Raw genomic sequence first — 19169 nt, 5'->3', positions numbered from 1 at the left:
TTCCATTATTTTTTCTTGTATATTTTAAGTGAGGTGATTGCATTGAACGGATTTGAAAGAGTAAAAGAAAAGAAAAAACGTGCCATTAAAGAAGCAGCATTCGTATTATTTTCAGAACGTGGATTTAATGAAGTGAAAATAGAACATATCGCAAAAGAAGCGAACGTTTCTCAAGTTACAATTTATAATCATTTCGGAAGTAAAGATGCGTTATTTAGGGAGCTTATACAAGAATTTATCATATCTGAATTTCAATATTATAAAGAGCTTGCAGAAGAAAAATTACCTTTTCATGATATGATGCAAAAAATGATTGTAAGAAAAATGAATACTGGCGGGTTATTTCAACCTGATATGTTACTACAAATGATGCAAAGGGACGAAGAACTCCGGAAGTTTATTTATAGTTATCAAAATGAAAAAATCCTGCCCTGGTATTTAGAAATATTAGAACGAGCGCAGCGCAAAAACGAAATTAATCCTCACCTTACTAAAGAAATGATGTTACTTTACATTCAAATGTTTACAAAATTAGGTGATGAATTTGGAGCACAACTTCTTGAAGGAGATCGTGAAAAACATATACAAGATATCGTTACGATGTTCTTTTATGGACTCTCCGTCCCAGAAAAATAATTTTTCTAAAGAACAAATAGAATTACCAAAAAGCCCTTTGGATATTTAAATCGCAAGGGCTTTTTCATATCAAAAAATGTCTAAAACTAACTTTATCTTAAAGAAGTTAAATGCTTCTTTATAGATAACACCTTATTATAGATTAACTCTTTTAGCATAACAGGCTGAATTGAAATAATCGTTTCACCGAAATTCAGAAAATAATTTGAAATAAAATCAAATTCTTGCTTGTTAAAATAGCCTGTTATAATGTAATTTTCATTTTCATTTTGCATCCTCATGGAAGGGTAATTCTCTTTATCAAAAATGTCTTTTCCTTTTTGATTAACAATGACGCTAAAATTAATTGCATCAGGCTTTCTGTGAAAAGTAGTAAGATAACTTAATAATTCTTCAAGATTTTTTGGATTAATATTGCTCGTTTCCACAATAGAAAGAATTTTATCACATCTAATTATTTGAACATTATTCGTCTCAAAATTAAAGATTTTAGCATACCACTGGCCAAATTTAGATTCTATTCGAATAAATTGGGCAACCAATGCTTTCTCCTCACCTTTTTTTAAATATGTTAAATGATAAACTCGCTCAGCAAAAATCCCCTGTAAAATTTCTTTTAAGAACGGACTAAAATTACTATGATTTGTTACTTCAAAGGAAAGCGTTCGTTCCATAATTGAAATATTTTTACTCACATTATCAGGTAATACATGTTTAAATTTATTTTCAAGCGCAATACTTTCTACATTAAATGGTTTTGTCTTGTATCCATTTAGCGTAAGAATTGAAAAATATAAGGCATACATTTCATCCACACTAAAATAAATTGGTGATAAAACACTATTTTCTATAATTTTATAACTTCCATTTCTACCCAATTCAGAATATATGGGTACACCTATTTCTTCCAATGATTGAATATCTCGCAAAGCGGTACTTTTAGAAATATCATATCTAACCATTAAATCTTTTAAATTAAAATATCTTTTATTATTTAAGAAAATAAGCATATCATTTATTCGTTCCGTTTTTTTCATATTTCCCTCCCAAAAAGGTGTCATGTATTGAAACCCTTTTAATCTATATTATAATTATCAACTAATAAAGGAGTTATATATTTATGACATTAGAAATAGCTATTTTTCTTTCAATGAATGGGCAAGCAAAGGAGGCGATTAACTTTTATACACGTCATTTAGAAGCCAAAAAGTTAATGGTTGTTACGTATGAAGAACTGGCGAAAAGAGATAGTTCTTTTAAAATTAAAAGTGAAAATAAAGATCATATTGCTCACTCTGTTTTACAAATTGGGAATACAAAGCTAATGATAGCAGAAGATACAATGAAGCCTAATGAACGTTATAACGTTGGAAATAACATGTCACTTTGCATTCAAAGCGCTAATTTAGAAGAAATACAAAGGTTTTATAATAATTTAATTTCCGATAAGCATGTGAAAATAATCTCTCCCCTAGAAAAAAATATATTTAGTGAAGCATATGGTATTATTGAAGATCCTTATGGCATACAAATCCAATTAATGTATGATAAACGACTAAACTAAATAATTAATCATATTCACATATTCCTAATAAAAAAGACACGAATTTCGTGTCTTTTTTATTTTATAGAAATGACTCTACCCTTTTCACTGCTTTCAATCGCTAATTGAATCAGTTTAATAACATCTAAGCCTTCTTTTGCTGTTACAGGTAGTTTCTCACCATTTAATATACTATCTCGTACACCTTTATAATAATTATCATAACAACCGACTTCTGTTGGAATGCGCTCTAAGCTTTCTTCTGTTTCTAAAGTAGCAAAATTCTCTTCATCGTCTACTCCATAACCATTATCACCTGGCTTCATTCCATTTTTTAATTGCTCTTCCTGCGAATCCATACCGTACTTCACGATAGAACCTTTCTCTCCATGCACTATAAAATGCGGTCCAGCTTTTTTCACATAACTGCTACTACGTAAAATGACACGTTTAGCTCCGTAATGCAGTACTATGTGGAAATAATCATCCACCTCTGCACCTGGTCGTTGTTTTATTACATCTGCACTTATCGCATCTGGTTTCCCAAATATTGATAACGCTTGGTCAATTAAATGCGATCCTAAATCGTATAATATACCGGAACCTGGTAGATTTTTTTCTCTCCATCGATCACGCACATGTGGACGGAAACGATCAAAATTTGATTCATATGCGTATACATTCCCTACTCTGTTTTCTCCTAACAATTTCTTAATTGTTAAGAAATCATTATCAAAACGACGATTATGATATACGCTTAACATTACATTATGCTGCTCTGCTAATGAAATAAGCTCTTCCCCTTCTTCAATTGAAACAACAAATGGTTTTTCTACAACAACATGCTTACCGTTTAAAATTGCTTCTTTTACATATGGAAAATGAGTTGTATTAGGTGATGTAATAACAACTAAGTCAACATCAGCTCGCTTCACCAATTCATCAATTGTACTAACAACATTAGCGTTTGGTAATGTTTCTTTTACTACCTCTTCTTTTGAGGATAATACAGCACGAATATCATATTCTTCTATTGTTTGTAATAGTGGGATATGAAATGTCGTACTAGAAAAACCAAATCCTACAATCCCTACACCTATTTTTTTCATGTTGCCCCTCCATTTGTCCCGCTTTAACGGGCAGTAAGATTCCTAACTCAAAATCCAGCGAAAGCTAAGAAATTAGGTGAGGAGTCAACTGCTCGTTAAAGCCCGATTGGTTCAACTAATAATCAGTGGGGATAAAGAAAATCCCCATTGATTAAAGTTTCACTTTATGAGAACGATTTCATTCAGTTATTATAACAAGATTATTATTATTTACATAATAAATTGCCTAGAAAAAAGCATCTTGCTACTATTCATAGCAAGATGCTTTTTTTAACCCGCTTTAACGGGCAGTAAGGCTCCCGACCGCGAAGGAGTTAGATGGGAGACCAACTGCCCGTTAAAGTCCGATTGGTTCAACTAATAATCAGTGGGGATGAACAAAATCCCCACTGATTATAGTTTCACTTTACTCCGGTCGTTTTTTCGTCCACGTTTCTACTACTTCACCAGTATCATTAACATCTAGCACTAGGCTACCATTACTATACCGGTCTTTATTTCGATACGCTTTCGGATCAATCTCTTCTACAATATTTTTCTCTGTCTTCATATAAACTAATTCATCGTCCCGAACAATTTCAATACCGACAATGCGGTATGGATTACGTTTTAACTCTTTGAAAATAACAAGACCTCGTTTCGCCCTCGTTGATTTCTCAATTTCTGATGCTTTTAGACGTTTTACAGCACCGCGCTGCGTTACGAGAATAAGTTGATCTTTGTCACCATTTAACGGTTTACCAGAAGCGACATAGTCATCTTCTTTTAAATTAATTGCTTTCACACCAGCAGCTCTTACACCGACTGGACTTACTTCATCTTCATGGAAAATAAGTGCATATGCACCATGTGTAGCAAGAACGATATCACTCGTTCCATCTGTCGCAAATATATCGACAACTTCATCACCTTTTTTCAAGTTTACAGCAACGAATGCCCTTGAATAACGCTGAACTTTATATTGATTTAATTCTGTTTTCTTTATCATACCATTTCGTGTTACAAATACGATAAATCGTTTTTCTTCCTCAAAGTTCGGTACAACCGTTACCCAAATGATCGTTTCATCTCGGTCGAGTGAAACGATATTTGCAACGTGCTGACCTAAATCTTTCCAACGAATATCTGGCATTTCGTATACTGGAAGATATATATAGTTCCCTTTACTTGTGAATAAAAGAACTGTTTCAGTCGTATTCGTATCGAATCGTTCAAGTAAGATGTCACCCTCTTTCATACCGAAGTCTTTGCCGTTTGATGCATTATGTGAGCGCCATCCAGTACGTTTCACATATCCTTCTTTCGTTACAGTAACGATGACATCTTCTTGTGGAATCATCACTTCTACGTCTATTTTAATTTCTTCAATTTGTTCTTCAATAATAGCACGGCGATCATCACTATATGTTTTCTTAACTCTCTTCAAATCAGTTTTAATGACTTGAAGTAATCTTTTTTCACTTTGTAAAATTGACTGTAGCTCTAGAATTTTCTTATTAAGCTCATCTGCTTCTTCTTGTAACGCCGTAATGTCTGTATTCGTTAAGCGATATAATTGCAAGGATACAATTGCTTCTGCTTGTGCTTCTGTAAAGCCAAATTTTGCACTTAAATTATCTTTCGCATTACGTTTATCTTTTGAAGCTCGAATTGTCTCGATTACTTGGTCTAAAATCGATAATGCCTTCTTTAAACCTTCTACAATATGTTGACGATTTTCTGCTTTTCTTAATTCATATTGTGAACGTCTCGTAATAACCTCTTTTTGATGTCCAATATAAGCATCCAAAATTTTCGGTAATGTCATAAGTGTTGGACGGCGATTATTGATCGCTACCATATTAAAGTTATATGGAATTTGTAAATCTGTATTTTTATATAAATAATTTAAAATACCTTCGGCGTTTACTTCTTTCTTTAATTCAACAACGATTCGTAAACCAGTACGATCCGTCTCATCACGTACTTCAGCAATGCCATCTAACTTTTTATCTAGACGTAATTCATCCATTTTCTTTACAAGGTTTGCCTTATTCACTTCGTAAGGAATTTCAGTGATTACAATTTGTTGTTTCCCACCGCGCACTGTTTCAATTTCTGCTTTTCCGCGAATAATAATTTTACCTTTTCCTGTTTCATACGCCTTTTTAATACCATCAATCCCTTGAATAATACCGCCTGTTGGGAAATCTGGTCCTTTCATAACTGTTAATAAATCATCAACAGTACTATTTGGCTTATCAATACGCATCATTGTAGCGTCAATAACTTCTCCAAGATGATGCGGAGGAATTTCTGTTGCATAACCAGCGGAAATTCCTGTAGATCCGTTTACTAATAAATTCGGGAACGCTGCTGGTAATACAACCGGTTCTTCACTCGTATCATCAAAGTTTGACACGAATTCAACTGTTTCTTTATCAAGATCACGTAATAATTCAGATGCGATTGGTGATAAACGAGCTTCCGTATAACGCATCGCTGCCGCTGGGTCCCCATCAACACTACCGTTATTACCATGCATTTCAACTAAAACATTACGTACTTTCCAAGTTTGGCTTAAGCGAACCATTGCTTCATATACAGAGGAATCTCCATGTGGATGATAATTACCAATAACATTACCTACTGTTTTAGCTGATTTACGAAACGCTTTATCATGTACATTACCTTCTACATACATAGAATATAAAATACGTCTTTGTACTGGCTTTAAGCCATCACGTGCATCTGGAAGTGCACGATCTTGAATAATATATTTACTATAACGTGCAAAGCGGTCACCTAACACGTCTTCAAGCGGGAGGTCATGAAACTTCTCTGCTTGCATGTTATTCCACCTCCGTCTCCATAATCATTTCATTTTCTAAAATATTTCCTTCTTCTTGCATACCAAACTGTACATTACGTTCAATCCATTTACGGCGCGGTTCTACTTTATCGCCCATTAATGTTGTAACGCGACGCTCTGCTCTTGCTGCATCATCAATTTTCACGCGAATTAATGTACGCGTTTCAGGATTCATTGTTGTTTCCCATAATTGATCCGCATTCATTTCACCAAGTCCTTTATAACGTTGTAACATATAGCCTTTGCCAACTTTTTTCGTTACACCGTCTAATTCCTCATCTGACCAAGCGTATTCAATTACCTCACTCTTACCTTTCCCTTTACTTACCTTGTATAAAGGAGGAAGTGCGATAAACACTTTACCGGCTTCGATAAGTGGCTTCATATATCTGTAGAAGAACGTTAATAACAATACTTGAATATGAGCTCCATCCGTATCTGCATCGGTCATAATAACAACTTTATCGTAGTTAATATCTTCAACAGCGAATTCATTTCCTACACCGCCGCCAATTGCATAAATAATTGTATTAATCTCTTCATTCTTAAAAATATCAGCAAGCTTTGCTTTCTCCGTATTAATTACTTTACCACGCAATGGTAGTACCGCCTGAAAACGACGATCTCGCCCTTGCTTTGCTGAACCGCCAGCCGAGTCACCCTCTACTAAATACAATTCGTTTTTCTGAGGGTTACGTGATTGTGCAGGTGTTAACTTCCCGCTTAAAGTACCTTCTGATTTTTTCTTTTTCTTACCACTACGTGCTTCTTCTCTCGCTTTACGAGCAGCCTCACGTGCTTGCGCTGCTTTAACTGCCTTTCTCACAAGAAGTGTAGCTACATCCGGGTTTTCCTCTAAAAAGTAAGCTAGATGCTCTGATACAATGGCATCAATAGAAGAACGAGCTTCACTTGTACCAAGTTTCCCTTTCGTTTGTCCTTCAAACTGCAGTACTTCTTCTGGTACACGTACAGAAACGATAGCCGCTACACCTTCACGAATATCTGTACCTTCTAAATTTTTATCTTTTTCTTTTAATAATGAAACTTTACGAGCATACTCATTGAACACACGCGTCATTGCTGTTTTAAATCCAGCTTCGTGTGTTCCACCATCTTTTGTACGTACGTTATTTACAAACGAAAGAATATTTTCTGAGTAACCATCATTAAACTGGAATGCTAGTTCTGCTTCAATCCCGTTTTGTTCACCAGTGAAATATACAACCGGGTGAATTGAATCTTTTTCTTCGTTTAAATATGAAACGAAAGCTTCAATTCCTGTTTCATAATGAAATATATCTTCTAAATCATTACGTTCGTCTTTTATTGAGATTTTCATTCCTTTTAATAAGAATGCAGATTCACGTAATCTCTCACATAATGTTTCATAATTGTAATTTGTCGTACTAAAAATCGTTGTATCTGGTTTGAAATGCATTGTTGTACCAGACTCTTTTGTTTTCCCGATTTTCTCTAACGTTGTTGCAGGAACGCCACCATTTTCAAAGCGTTGTTCATAAATGTTACCATCACGTTTAATTGTTACTACTAACCATTCTGACAAGGCGTTTACAACTGATGCCCCAACACCGTGTAAACCACCACTCGTTTTATAGCCACCTTGACCAAACTTACCACCTGCATGAAGTACAGTTAAAATAACTTCAGGTGTAGGTTTCCCAAGTTTATGCATTCCCGTAGGCATTCCTCGCCCTTTATCTATAACGCTAATACTATTATCTTTATGTATTACGACAGAAATTTCGTCGCCAAATCCCGCTAACGCCTCGTCAACGGAGTTATCTACTATTTCATATACTAAATGATGCAATCCACGGCTATCCGTACTCCCGATATACATACCCGGGCGTTTTCGAACGGCTTCAAGTCCTTCTAACACTTGAATCGCATCTTCATTATATTGGAACTGATGCTTCGCCAAACTCCTTGCCCCTTTCCTAATCCAAAATCAGAACATATGTTTCTATTATAGAATAACGCCTCGACTATAGTTTTGGCAAGTTATCTTATCTCTTTTATATACCATTTTCAATAGAAAAATCCTTGTTTTCTCACAAGGATTCCTCTAGGCTACTATTTCAGAAAAATAATCGTTTGTCAACGAGAAATGGATATGTATTCCAAGATTACACATTCCAAACCTTTATTATGATCCAAATGATCAAAATCCAAAATGGGATTACAAATAACAATCCCCAAAAACAGCCTTTAAAAAATCTCATGATGAACACCTCGTTCATCGGCCCTACTTATCTATAATGAGGGCTGAATCAATCTTTCTAACTTTAAGTCTATACTATTTTGTCATCGCATGTTCTACTTTAATACAACGATCCATTATTACAGTATAGTCTTTTTCTTTTAAAAGTTTATATGTATCTTCATCTTGTACTCCTAATTGTGCCCAAAAAACATCTGCATCAATCTCGACAAATTCTTTTGCAACATCCATTAAAAACTCTGAGCGACGAAATACATTTACAATGTCAACGTGTTCCTTAATATCCTTTAGTGAAGAAACTGCCTTTTCTCCAAGCACCTCATTTACTGTTGGATTAACTGGAATAATGCGGTATCCAGCATCTTGCATTGCTTTTGAAACCATATACGATGTACGTTCTGGCTTATCTGATAATCCAACAACCGCAATTGTTTTGCTTTTCTTTAACACTTCACCAATTTCCGTACGAGTTGGGTTTTCAATTGTCATAATTAATCCCTCCTATTCCTTTAGTATAGCCGATAAAGAAAGTCTCTTTCAATATGAAAGAGACTTTCTTTTATTTCGATTATTGATTCTTTGTAGCTGAATTATCTGCTAAAGTAGCTGTTTTCGTCATTTTTTGACCGTTACGGTAGAATGTGACTTCTACTTTCTCGCCTACTTTTTTCTTTTCATATAAATATTTACGGAATTGAAGTGAATTTTCTACTTTTTGATCATCTAATGCTACGACAATATCATATTGCTCTAAACCAGCTTTTTCTGCCGGTGATATTGGGTAAATTTTACCTAATACAACACCATTAGTTACTTCTTTCGGTACTTTCAATTGATTGACTGCATAAGCTTGCACATCTTCTAACGAAACGACACCTACTCCAAGAGCTGGACGTTTTACTACTCCGTCTTTTTCAAGTGATTCAATAACTGGCTTTGCGATATTAATTGGAATAGCAAATCCAATTCCTTCAACTTCTTGTTGTGCAATTTTACTTGAATTAATCCCAATTATTTCACCGTTTTGGTTAAATAATGCACCACCACTGTTACCAGGATTAATCGCTGCATCTGTTTGAATAACTTGTGCTTGCCAATCTGGGCGTTTATCCCCATCAATATCAACTGGGATTTCGCGTTCTTTACTACTGATTATACCTTCCGTTACACTTCCGTCAAATCCAAGTGGGTTACCGATTGCAATCGCTTTTTCACCCGCACGAAGTTTACTTGAGTCACCTAAAGTTGCAACTTTATTTACATTAGCCCCATCAATTTCAACAACAGCTAAGTCTAACCAAGGATCTTTCCCTACTAACTTTGCATCTACCTTTTTACCATCACTTAGCTTTACAGCAAGTTTATTCGCTCCATCTACTACGTGGTTGTTTGTTACAATATATGCTTTATTTCCTGCTTTTTTATAAATAACACCTGATCCTGAACCAGCTTGTTGTTCTTGACCTGTCGGTTGCATTGCAAATGGATCAACGCTTTGTTGCATATTAATAACGCCTACAACAACATCTTTCGCTCCTTCAATCATACCAGGTAAATCAGTTTCATTTTTCGCTTTATTTACAACAGGAACTACAGTACCTTCTACTTTTGAATCCGAACTAAATGATGATACTGGTGCTCCATTATTTTGAGCCCATGGCATATATGGTGCTGCAAAACTAATCGAAACCGCTCCGACTACAGCTCCCACTAAACCTGTGAAGAAATAGCCTTTTTTACTACCTGATTTTCTCACTTCTCTCGTTTCACTATGCTCTTCATTTAAATTTGGTCCGTCGTAATATCCCATGTTTTATTTCCCCTCTCTGGTGAATTCGTATTTTCAGTATAGTCACGTTTTGTGTCCTTCTTGTGAACTCATCGTGAAATCCAATTAAAAAAATACTCCTATCTAACATTGTAGACAAGAAAAGTATTTTTTGTACATTCTACCTTCAAAAGAGAGTATAAAATTGCCATTTTCCTAGGCTAAATTACACAAATTGTTCTAGATTATTCTTCAAATTTATAACCAACTCGAATAACAGTACCGATATGCTTCGCTTTATCTCCTAACTTATTTCGAAGTTTTTTAATATGGGTATCAACCGTTCGGTCATCACCGTAATAGTCATATCCCCATAACTGGTCTAATAAATGTTGACGTGATAATACGATTCCTTTGTTCTCCATTAAATAAACGAGAAGTTCAAATTCTTTATGTGTCAATATAATTTCTTCTCCATCTACTAAAACAGTTCTAGATAGACGATTCACTTCAATTCCAGCTAAAGACATAGCATTTTCTTCCGCTACTCCTACCGCGCCATCCGCACGTTTCAATAACGTCTTTGCACGAGCTACTAACACTTTCGGACTAAATGGTTTCGTTACATACTCGTCTGCACCTAATTCGAAACCTAGCAATGTATCATCCTCATCCGAACGTGCTGTCAACATAATAATTGGTACTGCTGATTCTTTTCTAATTCGTCTACAAACAGACCATCCATCTATTTCCGGTAACATAATATCTAACATAATTAAATCAATTTCATGCTCTGCAAATAACTCTAACGCTTTCTTTCCATCTTCTGCTTCGATTACTTCAAAGCCTTCATTACGAAAATAATCACTAACAATTTCACGTAATCTTCTTTCGTCTTCAACAAGCAATACTGTTTTATTCATATAATCTATCCCGCCTTTTTACTCTTTCAATCGAATAATACGTTGATTGGAGCTTCCGCGAAATGGAAGTGTTAAATCTTTTTTCTCAATTTCAAACCTTCCATCGACTAAAACATCCCCATAATGTAACAACTCTATCATATCATTATTTTGGGAACTCTGTATCTCTTCTAACGTATAACCTGTATACATCCATAGGTTTTTTTTCAAATCTTTCACGATTTTTGCTACCTTTTTCACTTCAGCAGCTTGAAAAAATGGATCTCCACCTGAAAATGTTACATCAGTTAATGGATTACTTGCAATCTCTTTCACAATTTCTTCTACTGTCATTTCCGTTCCGTTGCAAATATTCCACGATTTCGGATTATGGCAACCGACACAACGATGCGGACAGCCCGCAAAAAACACGACTGTCCGCAATCCTTCTCCATCTACTACACTATCATGAATAATATTCATCACTTTCATTTATGTTTTACCCGATCTATCTCTTCACTACGTTTCGCACTATTCCACTTCGACATATCTCCTACAAGATAGCCTGTTATACGGCGAATTCTTTCTATATTAGCCTCATCTTCATTCCCGCAACTTGGACATTCATTTCCAATAACCCCGTGATAACTACAGCACTTACAACGGTCAACAGGATGATTAATTGAACCGTATCCAACGCCATGTTCTGCCATGGCTTGTACAATTTGTTTTAATGCCTTTTTGTTATGCATCGCTGCTCCGTCCAGTTCAATATACGTAATGTGTCCTCCATTACAGAGAGCATGGAACGGGCCTTCTAAACGGATTTTATTTATCGCTTGAATGTTATAATAAACTGGAATATGGAATGAATTCGTATAGTAATTATGGTTCGTTATACCGCTAATCACGCCAAATTCTTCTCTATCTTTTTTCACAAACTTTCCTGATAATCCTTCTGCTGGAGTTGCAATTATCGAGAAATTCAGTTGATGTTCTTCTGTCGCTTTATCCATTCTATCTCTCATAAAGGAAATAATTTCGTACCCAAGTTTCCATGATTCTTCATCTTCCCCATGATGCTTTCCTGTTAAAGCTACTAAACATTCCGCAAGACCGATAAAACCAACACTTAACGTCCCTTGTTTTAAAATCGAAGCTACGGAGTCTTCAGGCTGCAATGCTTCTCCACCACGCCATACACCTTGTGAATATAAAAACTGAAAATCTCTTGCTCGCTTCGTACATTGATACGCAAATCTTTCTAATAACTGCTTAATTCCTAAATCTAAATAGTAGTTTAGCGCTTCAAAAAATGCTTCTTTTGAACCACTAATTAACGCTAATTTCACTAAGTTGATAGACGTAAATGATAAATTCCCTCTACCAATCGCTGTTTCTTCTCCATGTATATTAGACATAACACGGGTACGACATCCCATGTAACATACTTCACTTTCTGGTCTTCCATCATAATGCACTGCATTAAACGGAGCATCTAAAAATGAAAAGTTAGGGAATAATCGCTCTGCAGTTGTCTCTAATGCTAATTCAAATAAATCGTAATTCGGATCACTTTCTTCAAAATTCACACCTTTTTTCATCTTGAAAATTTGAATCGGAAAAATTGGTGTCTCTCCTTTACCAAGTCCAGCTTGTGTTGCTTTTAATAGTTGTTTAATTAACATTCTTCCTTCTTTTGATGTATCTGTTCCGTAATTAATAGAAATAAACGGTACTTGTCCTCCGCCCCTACTATGCATACTATTCGAATTATGAACGAAAGCCTCACACGCTTGATACGTATCATTTTCCGTTTCTTTCCATGCAAATTCTTCTATTTGTTCTTTCGTAAGCGGATATGATTGTAATCGTTTTTTATGTCTCTCAATTGTTTTTCGTACATAAGGTGCTAAATCAATATCAAAGAGTGCAAACGATTGACCGCCATGCTGCATATTTTGATTCGCTTGAAAAATAATAGACGAAAGAGCCAATGCACTTTTAATGTCTTGTGGTTGTCTCATATGTCCATGTCCAGTATGAAAACCGTTAGCAAGCATTTGCGCTAACGGAATTTGCGAACAAGTCGTCGTTCCTGTCGCATAAAAATCTAAATCATGTGGATATAATATATTTTCATTTATCGCTTTTTTCACTTGATCTGACAATAAATTCTCAACAGCATAATATTTTGCACTCTCAGATGCGAATGTTCCCATTACACCCATTGGAGAGCGGCCGTCTACATTTGCATTTTCTTGCATTAAATCTTGTTCATTGCCGTGGACTATCGTCTCGAACACTTTCATTAATTCTTCTCCACGTGTATTATTTTGTAACATTTATAACCCTCCACCAATATGTTGTTGTCTTTTGATTAAAATGTTACTACATATAGTCTTGCTGTTTCTGTGAGAAATGTAACATTACTGTGAAATTTTTTTCACGAAATAATGAATTTTTCATTTACAAAAAAGAAATGTGCTCTTTACAAATGTATGGTACAATATACGGGAAAAACTCTTTTTACCCTTTATCAACACATTTGAATAAAGGAGACTGAACTTATGGTTACTACATATCTTTTATTTATCGTTGCCTACTTGCTTGGCTCGATTCCATTTGCACTAGTTGTTGGAAAAATTGGCTACGGAATCGATATTCGTGAGCACGGGAGCGGTAATCTAGGCGGAACAAACACATTCCGTACATTAGGGAAAAAAGCAGGTTTTACCGTTACAATTGCTGACATTTTAAAAGGGACATTAGCAACAAGTCTACCAATGATTTTCGGATTAGATATTCACCCACTATGGTTCGGGTTAGCGGCTGTTCTTGGACATGTCTACCCGATCTTCGCGAAATTCCGTGGTGGTAAAGCAGTTGCAACTTCTGCTGGGGTGCTATTATGCTATTCACCAGTTGTTTTTGCAATATTGGCTGTTGTATTTTTCACCCTTTTATTTACAACAAGATACGTATCACTTTCTTCTATGGTAACAGCAGTTGTTGCTGTTATTGCATCCATTGTTAGCGGGGATAAAATCTTCATTATTGCGATGTGTTTATTAGCAGGTATGGTTATTTATAAACACCGTGCAAATATCGGACGAATTATAAATAAAACTGAACCGAAAGCAAACTTTTCAAAAAAGCAAAAATAAGATCGTAACCCACATAACGCAAAAAGAAAACGTGAAGCATATTAATAGCGTCTTTTTGCGTTATTTTTTATACTAAAGAAAAAGCAACATAACTTGGAGGAACTATACATGAATCTTTCCGTAACAAAAGAAGCAGCACAATGGTATAAAAATGAATTAAACTTACAATCAAATGAAACACTACGCTTTTTCGTACAATACGGTGGTTGCAGTACTGTGCAAAAAGGACTTTCTTTAGGTATTCGTAAAGATGATCCTGCACACCCTGCTGTTCAAATTCAAGAAGAAGGTATTAACTTCTTTATTGAAGGCGATGATGAATGGTTCTTCGATGGACATAATTTATCTGTTACACTTCATGAAGGTGACGACTTCCCACAATTTAATTATGAAAAATAAAAAAGCGCGGCTTCTGCCACGCTTTTTTATTTTTTCTTAATTTCCTCATATTTCGCATACCACTCAGGATATAACTTTTTAAATGATACAGGGCGGAACCCTTCTTTTTTCGCACAAATATTCGTCGTACTTGCAGTAATACAAAGATCACCATCACCATTATATATTTCATATCCATATACAACGCGAAGCGGGCTCACAGTATCGACCCATGTTTTTACGATTGCCTTTTCTCCATAACGCATCGCTTTACGATATGAAATTTGTAAATCTAACACAGGAGAAATAATTCCTTCTTTCTCCATTTCAACATATGAAAAACCTAAATCTTGTATAAGTTTCGTGCGACCTAACTCAAGCCACACTAAGTAGTTTGAATGGTAAACAACACCCATTTGATCTGTTTCCGCATAACGGATTTCAACTTCATGTTCTGCTACAAACATATGTATTCGCCTTCTTTCACTTCTGCTACCTTGCATACATTTAATCATAATACAGTAACATCAAAAATAAAATAAAAACAGTAAATCTTTTACTGAAAGGAGCCAGCATATGATTCAAATTGTAACTGTTCGTAGTGGTGATAGCGTATATAGCTTGGCATCAAAATATGGATCAACACCTGACGAAATAGTAAAAGACAATGGACTAAATCCAGCTGAAACGCTCGTTGTTGGTCAGGCACTTATCGTTAATACGAAAGGAAATAATTATTATGTACAGCCTGGTGACAGCCTATATCGAATTTCTCAAACATATAATGTCCCCCTCGCTAGTTTAGCTAAAGTTAATAATTTATCTTTAAAATCTATTCTCCATGTCGGACAACAATTATATGTACCAAAAGGCACAAAACGAGCTGTAGAATCCATCGCTTATTTACAACCTTCAACTATACCGATTAAAGAGAGTTTAGTTAATGCGACACGCGCCATCAATCCATTTTTAACATACTTAGCCTATTTTAGTTTTGAGGCAAAAAGAGATGGCACATTAAAAGAACCTACTGAAACAGCTAAAATTGCTAATATTGCAACGCAAGGTAAAACAATCCCTATGCTCGTTATTACAAATATTGAAAATGGTAATTTCAGTGCCGATCTAACATCAGTTATTTTACGCGACGCAACGATTCAAAACAAATTTATTACTAACATTTTGCAAACAGCTGAAAAATATGGCATGCGAGACATTCATTTCGATTTCGAAAGTGTAGCACCTGAAGACCGCGAGGCGTATAATCGCTTTTTACGAAATGTAAAAACACGCTTACCTAGTGGGTACACATTGAGCACAACTCTCGTACCGAAAACAAGTTCCAATCAAAAGGGCAAATTTTTCGAAGCTCATGATTATAAAGCGCAAGGGCAAATTGTTGATTTCGTCGTCATTATGACATATGACTGGGGATGGCAGGGCGGGCCACCGATGGCGATTTCTCCTATCGGTCCAGTGAAAGAAGTACTTCAATATGCAAAATCTCAAATGCCTCCACAAAAAATTATGATGGGGCAAAATTTATACGGGTTTGATTGGAAACTTCCATTTAAACAAGGAAATCCACCTGCAAAAGCAATTAGCTCCGTCGCAGCTGTTGCACTAGCTCGTAAATATAATGTTCCTATTCGTTATGATTTCACAGCCCAAGCTCCTCATTTTAATTATTTTGATGAAAACGGCGTGCAACACGAAGTTTGGTTTGAAGATTCACGGTCTGTTCAAAGTAAATTCAATTTAATGAAAGAACAAGGTATAGGTGGTATTAGTTACTGGAAAATCGGTTTACCATTCCCGCAAAATTGGCGTTTACTCGTTGAAAATTTCACGATTACGAAAAAGGGCTGACAAAAGTCAGCCCTTTTTTTCATATTACTGCTAAAAACTCATCTTTCATTTCCTCACAAAAAAGAAGAATGATAACATTCTCCTTTTTAACCGTTATCAACAATCGGTTGTTTACCTGTTTGATCTTGCATTTGCTTTCCTTTATTTCCACCAGCTTTTTTCGATTGTGTTCCAATATGATTTGGTGCAAAGTCTTTTGAATTTTTTTTCGGATTACCCATTACTATCGCCTCCTTAACACTAGTATCGTACTAGTGTTAAGAATTATTCAGCTTGCTTAAAAAGTTTCATTTCATAACGTTTTTCGATGCGCTCTTCAATGCGATCAATTGCATCACGATCGCTTAATAATTGTTGTTTATTTTCATTTACAAGTTCTTCAAACGATTTACGGCGACTTCTTCTCATGTTGTTCACCCTCTCTCCTTCGCTTTCTTATTACATAGTATGAGCAAACGAAAAACTCTTTAATCAGATTTGTAAGAAAATTTTATGTTTTAGTACTCCTAAAAAAACTCCGTGTACAATATATTGCACACGGAGTTTTTCATACCATAATATTTAAATACTCTTTCAACTTTTCATCTGCATTTATTTCATTTTCTTTATAATCATGAAGCGCCTGTAACACAAAATCATACTGTTCTAAAATATAACTTTCTAATTTCATAACATCCTCTAAGCTATTAAGCATAATTCTCGTATTACCAACTTCACTTTTTAACGCTGGTTCACATTTTAAGCTTGTACATATTTCTTTCACATCATCTTCTAATATTTCTGTTAATACATATTTCTTTCGCCCTTTTACCTTTACTCTCATAACTGGATAAAAAGCTTTTATATCTAAATAACTTCCTACATTCATACAACGTAGCCATTCTACATTACGTTTATTACATACAAGCATTTCTTTCACCGCTTCGTATACCGCAGTTTCATCAAGCACAGCCTTATTTACTTTTCGGTTCCCTTCTTCTTCAATAGCTGCACACTTTTGATAAACAGCGGCACACGTAATACAATCGTCAAATGCATTATGAGAACTTAAACGAATGCCAAGCATTCGCTTTAACGTTTCAAGTTTATGATTAGGCGCATGCTTCATGTATTTCTTCGCTAAAAATACAGTATCAATTACTTTATTTTTAGGTTCAGGTAGCCCTAGCATATTTACATTACTTTTCAAAAAGCGCATATCAAAAGAAGCATTATGGGCCACAATAACATTTGTATGTAAAAATGCTAAAAATAAAGGTAACACTTCTTCAATCGTCGGTGCATCTGAAACGCGATAATTAGTAATACCTGTTAAACTCGTTATTCGGTCCGGAATTGGCCGCTCTGGATTCACGTATGAAACAAATTGATCTACTAATTCATGATTACGATATTTCACTGCTGCAACTTGAATAATTTTATCATTATAAGGGTTAAATCCTGTTGTTTCAAAATCAATTACAACATAATCTAACGGTAAGGATACATTCCCCACTCCATACACTCCTTTATCTCTAAACGTTTATATTTCTTACATCATATCATGAAGTTATTACTACTTGAAAAAGAAAAGGCAGAAATGGGAACTCTCCACCTCTACCTTTTCACCATTATTTTAATTTAGCAACTCTTTTCTCCATCTCTTTTTGCATCATCGGCCCAATAAACTTATCTTGAATGACACCTTTTGTATCTATAAAATACGAAGTTGGAATCGTAATTACTTTATACGCTGTTGTCACATCAATGTTCTTGTCCAATAAAATAGGAAAAGTAATTCCTTTTTCTTTAACAAAATTGCTTACCTTTTCTACTCCTCCACCTTTTTCTGAAGGCGTATAATTTATTGCTAAAATTTCTACGTTCTCTTTATGTTCTTTATAGAAAGCTTCCATATCCGGCATTTCTTGCTGACATGGTCCACACCACGTTGCCCAAAAGTTTAAAATCACTTTCTTTCCTTTTAAATCCGATAACTTTACATTCGTTCCATCTAACTTCGTTAATTCAAAGTTTGGCGCACTCTTCCCTATTTCGATACCATTACTTGCAATCATCTCTTTCATAGCAGCTTCACTTTTTTCTTGCTCCCCTTGTACCGCCTGATCTTTTTTACCAAATTGTTCATAAGCTGCATATCCCGCTAAACAAAGTAACACTACAATAATCGTAAGCTTCCGCCACATTTTATATCACCCTAACGTATTTATCTTCTTATTAACCTAATTACCCAAATACTATATACCTTATTTTAGCTTATACGGACGAGCTTGGAAATATTCACAGTCGAAACAATTAGAATATTCTTATTTAAAGTGAAATTTTTTCCTTTTTATCATATAATTAGAAAAATAAATGAAGTGTTGCTTATCTTCTTATGGACCCATTCACCTTTTTACTCTCGTAGTTATAAACCTACAACAAAAGGGGGATTTTTTATGAATTCATTCGAAAAAACAACATTATATATTCTTAGTTTTCTTTTATACCCAGTCGGTATTATTACATGGATCATTTCACTCTTTAGTAAAGACCTTAAAAAAAAGAAAGTAGGGCGTATTTGTCTTTACATCTCTCTAGTCTCATTCGTCCTTTTCTTAATCCTTGGAATTGCAACTTTCCTTATGACTGCTACTTTTAACGTAGATCTAAATCATTCAGAATCTATCCAATATCAAATAAATGATGTTGAATAAAGATA

General features: G+C 35.0%; 20 protein-coding genes. 6 read left to right on the top strand and 14 right to left on the bottom strand.

Going from position 1 to position 19169, the window contains the following annotated elements:
• Window positions 1-33 precede the first annotated feature (33 nt).
• On the top strand, window positions 34-636 hold the full coding sequence (locus MR167_RS08385) for a TetR/AcrR family transcriptional regulator (protein ID WP_003309799.1): 603 nt from the start codon (window positions 34-36) through the stop codon (window positions 634-636).
• A gap of 92 nt (window positions 637-728) precedes the next feature.
• Here the strand turns inward: MR167_RS08385 and MR167_RS08380 are convergent, their stop codons facing one another.
• Window positions 729-1697, bottom strand: a complete 969-nt coding sequence (locus MR167_RS08380; RefSeq protein WP_242314373.1) for a helix-turn-helix transcriptional regulator — start codon at window positions 1695-1697, stop codon at window positions 729-731.
• 59 nt (window positions 1698-1756) lie between these two features.
• Here MR167_RS08380 and MR167_RS08375 point away from each other — a divergent pair, with 59 nt between their 5' ends.
• Window positions 1757-2200 (top strand): VOC family protein, encoded by a 444-nt coding sequence (locus MR167_RS08375; protein WP_000171340.1) that lies wholly within the window; start codon window positions 1757-1759, stop codon window positions 2198-2200.
• Between the two features lie 56 nt (window positions 2201-2256).
• Here MR167_RS08375 and MR167_RS08370 read toward each other — a convergent pair whose 3' ends face one another.
• The 8 genes from MR167_RS08370 to MR167_RS08335 all read right to left on the bottom strand — a co-directional run bounded on the left by MR167_RS08370 (window position 2257) and on the right by MR167_RS08335 (window position 13399).
• A complete protein-coding gene (locus MR167_RS08370) occupies window positions 2257-3288 on the bottom strand; it encodes an oxidoreductase (protein ID WP_000719768.1) in 1032 nt (343 codons plus the stop codon).
• A 406-nt stretch (window positions 3289-3694) separates the two neighbouring features.
• Complete coding sequence (gene parC, locus MR167_RS08365; protein WP_001147460.1) at window positions 3695-6118, bottom strand: DNA topoisomerase IV subunit A; 2424 nt, start codon at window positions 6116-6118, stop codon at window positions 3695-3697.
• Between the two features lies 1 nt (window position 6119).
• A complete protein-coding gene (gene parE, locus MR167_RS08360) occupies window positions 6120-8084 on the bottom strand; it encodes a DNA topoisomerase IV subunit B (RefSeq protein ID WP_001062195.1) in 1965 nt (654 codons plus the stop codon).
• A 375-nt stretch (window positions 8085-8459) separates the two neighbouring features.
• On the bottom strand, window positions 8460-8873 hold the full coding sequence (locus MR167_RS08355) for a CoA-binding protein (protein ID WP_000151394.1): 414 nt from the start codon (window positions 8871-8873) through the stop codon (window positions 8460-8462).
• A 79-nt stretch (window positions 8874-8952) separates the two neighbouring features.
• Window positions 8953-10194 (bottom strand): S1C family serine protease, encoded by a 1242-nt coding sequence (locus MR167_RS08350; protein ID WP_000542642.1) that lies wholly within the window; start codon window positions 10192-10194, stop codon window positions 8953-8955.
• 203 nt (window positions 10195-10397) lie between these two features.
• Window positions 10398-11075 carry a response regulator transcription factor gene (locus MR167_RS08345; RefSeq protein WP_001044679.1) on the bottom strand — a complete coding sequence of 226 codons (678 nt, stop codon included), beginning with the start codon at window positions 11073-11075 and terminating at the stop codon, window positions 10398-10400.
• Window positions 11076-11093: 18 nt separating this feature from the next.
• Window positions 11094-11546: an anaerobic ribonucleoside-triphosphate reductase activating protein gene (gene nrdG / locus MR167_RS08340; protein WP_000867078.1), complete on the bottom strand. Its 453-nt coding sequence runs from the start codon at window positions 11544-11546 to the stop codon at window positions 11094-11096.
• Window positions 11543-13399 carry an anaerobic ribonucleoside triphosphate reductase gene (locus MR167_RS08335; protein WP_000940082.1) on the bottom strand — a complete coding sequence of 619 codons (1857 nt, stop codon included), beginning with the start codon at window positions 13397-13399 and terminating at the stop codon, window positions 11543-11545. Before MR167_RS08335 ends, nrdG begins: the two co-directional genes overlap by 4 nt.
• Before the next feature lie 225 nt (window positions 13400-13624).
• Here MR167_RS08335 and plsY point away from each other — a divergent pair, with 225 nt between their 5' ends.
• Window positions 13625-14221, top strand: coding sequence for a glycerol-3-phosphate 1-O-acyltransferase PlsY (plsY, locus tag MR167_RS08330; RefSeq protein ID WP_000258974.1), 597 nt, complete (start codon window positions 13625-13627; stop codon window positions 14219-14221).
• 108 nt (window positions 14222-14329) lie between these two features.
• On the top strand, window positions 14330-14620 hold the full coding sequence (locus tag MR167_RS08325; RefSeq protein WP_001054452.1) for a HesB/YadR/YfhF family protein: 291 nt from the start codon (window positions 14330-14332) through the stop codon (window positions 14618-14620).
• Between the two features lie 26 nt (window positions 14621-14646).
• On the opposite strand, the gene MR167_RS08320 is transcribed toward MR167_RS08325, so the two are convergent.
• Window positions 14647-15066, bottom strand: coding sequence for an acyl-CoA thioesterase (locus tag MR167_RS08320; protein WP_000495808.1), 420 nt, complete (start codon window positions 15064-15066; stop codon window positions 14647-14649).
• A gap of 109 nt (window positions 15067-15175) precedes the next feature.
• Here MR167_RS08320 and MR167_RS08315 point away from each other — a divergent pair, with 109 nt between their 5' ends.
• On the top strand, window positions 15176-16468 hold the full coding sequence (locus MR167_RS08315) for a glycoside hydrolase family 18 protein (protein ID WP_000614855.1): 1293 nt from the start codon (window positions 15176-15178) through the stop codon (window positions 16466-16468).
• A gap of 86 nt (window positions 16469-16554) precedes the next feature.
• Here the strand turns inward: MR167_RS08315 and sspN are convergent, their stop codons facing one another.
• The 4 genes from sspN to MR167_RS08295 form a co-directional block, all read right to left on the bottom strand.
• Window positions 16555-16689 carry an acid-soluble spore protein SspN gene (sspN, locus tag MR167_RS08310; RefSeq protein ID WP_000527987.1) on the bottom strand — a complete coding sequence of 45 codons (135 nt, stop codon included), beginning with the start codon at window positions 16687-16689 and terminating at the stop codon, window positions 16555-16557.
• Between the two features lie 43 nt (window positions 16690-16732).
• Complete coding sequence (locus tag MR167_RS08305) at window positions 16733-16876, bottom strand: FbpB family small basic protein (RefSeq protein WP_001254699.1); 144 nt, start codon at window positions 16874-16876, stop codon at window positions 16733-16735.
• Window positions 16877-17015: 139 nt separating this feature from the next.
• Window positions 17016-17963, bottom strand: coding sequence for a 3'-5' exonuclease (locus MR167_RS08300; protein ID WP_042595436.1), 948 nt, complete (start codon window positions 17961-17963; stop codon window positions 17016-17018).
• Window positions 17964-18078: 115 nt separating this feature from the next.
• Entirely contained in the window at window positions 18079-18654 is a 576-nt protein-coding gene (locus MR167_RS08295; RefSeq protein WP_242314371.1) for a redoxin domain-containing protein, read from the bottom strand.
• A gap of 252 nt (window positions 18655-18906) precedes the next feature.
• On the opposite strand from MR167_RS08295, the gene MR167_RS08290 reads away from it, so the two are divergent.
• Window positions 18907-19164, top strand: a complete 258-nt coding sequence (locus tag MR167_RS08290; RefSeq protein WP_001083889.1) for a hypothetical protein — start codon at window positions 18907-18909, stop codon at window positions 19162-19164.
• Window positions 19165-19169 lie beyond the last annotated feature (5 nt).

It is taken from the genome of Bacillus cereus group sp. BfR-BA-01355, assembly GCF_022663675.1.
GTDB classification, from domain to species: Bacteria; Bacillota; Bacilli; order Bacillales; family Bacillaceae_G; genus Bacillus_A; species Bacillus_A thuringiensis_S.
The sequence above is the reverse complement of the archived record's forward strand: the minus strand, read 5'-3'. Positions and strand labels throughout refer to the sequence as shown.